3 protein-coding genes and 2 pseudogenes are annotated in these 4,805 nt (G+C 50.9%); 1 reads left to right on the forward strand and 4 read right to left on the reverse strand.

The window, feature by feature from the left end; genetic code table 11:
* Positions 1 to 1,406, reverse strand: a 1,406-nt coding sequence (locus HT737_RS04595; RefSeq protein ID WP_220459307.1) for a P-loop NTPase fold protein, incomplete at its 3' end; no start/stop codon positions are given.
* 262 nt (positions 1,407 to 1,668) lie between these two features.
* Between HT737_RS04595 and HT737_RS04600 the strand changes: the two are divergent.
* Positions 1,669 to 2,830, forward strand: a pseudogene (locus tag HT737_RS04600) (IS30 family transposase).
* Between the two features lie 114 nt (positions 2,831 to 2,944).
* On the opposite strand, the gene HT737_RS04605 reads toward HT737_RS04600, so the two are convergent.
* The 3 genes and pseudogenes from HT737_RS04605 to HT737_RS04615 all read right to left on the reverse strand — a co-directional run.
* Entirely contained in the window at positions 2,945 to 3,604 is a 660-nt protein-coding gene (locus tag HT737_RS04605) for a DUF2931 family protein (RefSeq protein WP_182401633.1), read from the reverse strand.
* A gap of 11 nt (positions 3,605 to 3,615) precedes the next feature.
* Positions 3,616 to 4,269: a DUF2931 family protein gene (locus tag HT737_RS04610; protein WP_182401635.1), complete on the reverse strand. Its 654-nt coding sequence runs from the start codon at positions 4,267 to 4,269 to the stop codon at positions 3,616 to 3,618.
* A pseudogene (locus HT737_RS04615) lies at positions 4,269 to 4,805 on the reverse strand (DUF2235 domain-containing protein); the annotation flags it as partial. The gene HT737_RS04610 and the pseudogene HT737_RS04615, both read right to left, overlap by 1 nt.

Genomic DNA, 4,805 nt, shown 5'->3' on the forward strand with positions numbered 1-4,805 from the left:
CCAGCAATGTGAGCATCTGGTACATCACCTAATGGTACGCTATACGTGAAATACCGCTTGAAATATTGACGAGATGCTACCTTTTGTTCCTTGGACCAGCCTTCATCCCATTCACTACCATAAATAGAACGGCCGATGCGTGGGAACAGTGGTTCTAGGAGTCTAGATTTTAAGGTCTCGCGCTCGTCAATCGTTAGATCTGGAGTAGCGTTCTCTATCAAGTTATTAATTCGATCTGACATCTCCTCTCGATTTTGGCGGAATTCATGATTTTCACCGCGAAGAAAAAGTTCGGAATTTTCTCGTATTGCAGTATAGAGACTAGGATGAATTATCCGTATCCCCTCAATGAGCATGAGGTCTACAGGATTAACTTCATTTTTTAGAATAGGTAATGCGAACATCAGCGCATTGGACAGTAATTTTGCACGACGCGGTGTTTCGAGCTGAGAGAGTAACGCGTCATCAAAATGCCTAATAAATGCGTCAACTTGTGGCTGCGTTAGTTCGATTTCGGCTTGATTTAGCGCGTTCTGAATACCCTCCAATGCTATTTGTCGTAAGCTGTTCTCGTCCGCCGGAGGTAGGTGAAGTGGAACTTGAATGATTTTCTCAAGGAAAGCGCGACCGGCAGCAGCTCCGCCTGCACCATAGCGCTCTCCTAGTGCAGCAGAAACTACAGCGTCGTCAAAGGCAAGCACATAAGAAGTGTGTCTAAAACTAGCTGATAGCTTGACTAGTTTGAATACTGCGTGGGTTTCTTCGCGATCTAAGCGGTCAATGTCATCGATGAGAATGACAAGCCTCTTTTTTGCCTCATCGAGCATTAACTCTATTCGCTTTCTAAGCTCATCCAATCCTACATTGGACATGGACTCACCAAAGCCTTTAACCGTTTCCCCCGGTGAAATCTCGACTATCCCACCGACGGTTAGCGATGCAAGTGATAGAACGTTACCGTATTTTTTTAATAGCTCGCCCGCTTTTTCTTTCATGCTGGGTAACGACTTACCCATGGCTTCGGCAAGGGTCGCAAAAAAACCACGTAGAAGTAGATCTTCGTTTTGGAAATGCCAAGGGTTGAATCTGACGACAATCACGTTAGTGTGAGGTACAAGAGTCTCTTGCATCATCTCAAGCACGGAGGTTTTACCATCACCCCAAGGACCGAAGAGTCCAATAACGATACTGGATGGATCGATTCTGGTGGCTATCGTCTCCGCTATGCGGCTCGCAAAAGGGGAGCGATTAAATCGATCCTCTGCCTTGCCGGTAATCGGATGGTCTGCAATATATTGGTTGTCAATGGTGTCTTCGGGTTGCGCAACATTGGCTCCCTCTTTTTCCTTAAGGTCTTCTGATACGGATTTTTTCTCAGCAGCCTTTTTCTTGAAAAAATTGAACATTACGTTTCCCTTCGTTGTGTAATCGAAAGAGTGGCACGTTTTTTCGAAAAATCATGCAATTCGATTGGCTTTTTTTGCTCCATTCGATCGTTCGCACACTAGGTGTGGCCTAAGCCACACGACATTCGGAGAGGCCAGAGAACATTAAATTTATAAATCTACTTCTTGGCCCTAGATACTTATGAATGTCCGCTTTTGGCTGTGGATTCAACCGGTCGACGCAACACAACTAAATTCTGTGTAAGCAGAAGGAGTGTTGCAGATGAAGCAGAGACCTCGGATCTATTACACCGAAAGCCAGAAAAAACTGATGTGGGATCACTGGCAGAAAGGCGACTCTCTCCAGCACGTCGCCCAACTATTTGATCGAAACCATTCATCGATACAGCGCATCTTGGCGGAAACAGGCGGTATCAGACCCGCTGTACGCCGCAGATCCAGATTGGCGCTGACGTTGGCTGAGCGTGAAGAGATTTCGCGTGCCGTGGTGGCAGGTAACTCGATCCGTTCCATGGCTGCGTTGCTAGGGCGAGCAGCCTCTACGATCAGCCGTGAGATCAGACGCAACGGTGGCCAAGGATGCTACCGGGCTAATCAAGCTGATCAGGCTGCCTGGGATCGCGCCCATCGACCCAAGGTCTGCAAACTTGTTGAGAACCGAACGGTGGCGCAAATTGTTGCAGACAAGTTTCAATTGCAGTGGTCACCGGAACAGATTGCCGGTTGGTTGAAGCGCACGTACCCGGACGATACGAGCTATCAGGTGTCACACGAGACGATCTATCGCACGCTCTTCATACAGGCTCGCGGGGCTCTGAAGAAGGAGTTGCTTGAGCATTTACGGCGCACGCGGGCCATGCGTCGCTCGCGTCATCACACGCAGAAAAAAAGAAAATCACGGACGAATCACTGACGCGGTATCGATCCGTGAACGCCCGGCCGCGGCTAAGGATCGGGCGGTGCCAGGTCACTGGGAAGGCGACCTGCTGTGCGGTAGCAGGAACAGCCAAATTGCCACTCTTGTTGAGCGACATACCCGCTACGTAATGCTAGTGAAATTGGACGGTAAGGATAGCGAGACGGTCATCAGCGCCCTAATTGAAAACGCCCGTAACTTGCCCCAAGAACTCTACAAATCGCTGACCTGGGATCGCGGTAAAGAGATGGCTGACCATAAACGCTTTACGGTGGCTACCGATATCAAAGTCTACTTCTGCGATCCTCATCGTCCTTGGCAACGAGGATCAAATGAGAACACCAACGGGTTGTTAAGGCAGTACTTCCCGAAAGGAACCGACCTTGCGGAGCACTCGCAAGCCACGCTCAATGAAGTGGCAAGGCAGCTAAATAGCCGCCCTCGGAAAACGCTAGACTACGAAACACCGGCAGAACGATTTAGCCAATCTGTTGCGTCGACCGGTTGAATCCACAGCCGAAAGCGGACCTTCGTTGAACCCGACATTGACTCGGTATCTGTCAAATATGATTACTCAGATCAAAGCCGCTGAAGGCAGGCAAGAGAAGTGTCTCCTGCCTGTCTACTGCCAACTCCCGTACGGTATGCCGAATTTACCGATATACCGCTTGGACTTTTCGCTGACGGGATACGCATAGCGCCCTTGGTTCTTTCCTTGGCTAGGCCCCAGCGGCTCAACCTCTGCCTGCGCTCTGGCGACTTTGACAGGACGATGGCACTCGTCCCGAACAAAAACCTGTACAACGCCCCCTGGAGCCAATCCCAGATAAATAGATGCGCTGTAGCTGGCCTGTTCCTCTGGTGTTTCCGGGCACCGCTGACTGACCGATTGCACCATCAGTTGCCTCGCCTCTTCAGGCACATCCACCCAAACCTTATAGGTCTGCGGCTCGACAATGGATTGCCAGCGCACGTAAATGCGTTTGGGCAAGTCAGCACCAATCACTGGTTTCGCAGCCGCGCCTACCGCATGCCAACCGCGCGCGGACTCTTTGCCATTCTCTGGTTCACCACCAGCGGCTGTGCCTCCTCCCGTGCGCTTGAATAGCTTGCCGTTTATGTCTTCGACGGCACTGTCCTCAACCCAAACCTTCATGTAATAGGGCTCGGTGAACGCAAGCTCCCACGAATCGGATTTCGGGTCGTTTTTTACGGATAGCGAAGAGGCAGACTGGCAACCACTCAGGAACAACACGCATGCCGCCACAATGCATAGCTTCATTGGTTTACCGCTTACCAACTCCCGTAAGGGATGCCGAATTTCTCGATATATCGCTTGGACTTTTCACTGACAGGATAAGCGTAACGCCCTTGGGTTTTACCTTGGCTTGGTCCTAGCGGTTCGATTTCAGCTCGGGCTTTAGCCACTTTGATTGGATGGTGGCAGGAGTCTCTAACCCACACTTGTACGACACCTCCGGGAGCCAATCCCAGGTAGACCGAAGATATATAGGTAGCTTTTTGGTCTGGGGTTTTCGCACAGCGCTGGTTGACCGAGGTCATCATCAATTGTCTGGCTTCTTCGGGTATGTCCACCCATGCGCGATAGGTTTGAGGCTCCACGATGGACTGCCAGCGAACGAAAATTCGTTTTGGGAGATCAGCGCCTACTACTGCTTTGGCAGATGCACCCACTCCGTCCCAACCTCGGGCTGATTCTGTACCGTCTTCAGGCTGCCCGCCCGATGCAATTCCACCGCCAGTGCGTAGAAACGTCTTGCCCTTTATGTCTTCCACGGCGCTGTCTTCAACCCAGACCTTCATGTAGTCAGGTTCGGTAAAACCGAGTTCCCACCATGGAGATTTAGGGTCGTTCTTTGCTGAAAGCGGATCGGCATTACAACCGGCCACAAAAAGCGTGCACAGCAGGGCTGCAAATAACTTCATTACCAAAGCGTCCAGTCAGGTACGTGAGGGTGTTTTACCCGGATTGCATCTTCCGTGGGGGCGTTAATGTAAACAGCTCTGAGACCACTTCCATCCCTCCTGCCAAGCGGATGATTCCAGTTGGCAGATGTGTGAATGTACTTGAGCTTGAGCATTTGCTCCTCCTCGGGGGTGGTGCGGTAGTCGCCGGAAACGAAACGATCGCACATAGGCTGGAGTTCTTCAGGAACGAAGAAGCCAGGCGTCTCGGGAATATCTTCGAAGCGAACGCCTTTAGCTTTGGCGAGTTGATGCATCACGCGCAGGCTCACTCTCGAGAGTAATCCACTCACCGGACGTTTGAGTTGAACGGCGGCATAGACTCGTTTGACTCGAGGACTCAGTCGATCCTGAGGACTGATCGGCATCAGTAATGGAGCTGGAGTAACTATCTCTAGCATTTCGGAAGGCCAGCCGTTGGCTAACCACTGATTTCTCACATTGACCGCATCCTGATAGATAGATGTGGTAGTGACATCCGCGTAATTGCCGACTTC

Source organism: Pseudomonas sp. MD195_PC81_125 (assembly GCF_014060985.1).
GTDB lineage: Bacteria > Pseudomonadota > Gammaproteobacteria > Pseudomonadales > Pseudomonadaceae > Aquipseudomonas > Aquipseudomonas parakoreensis.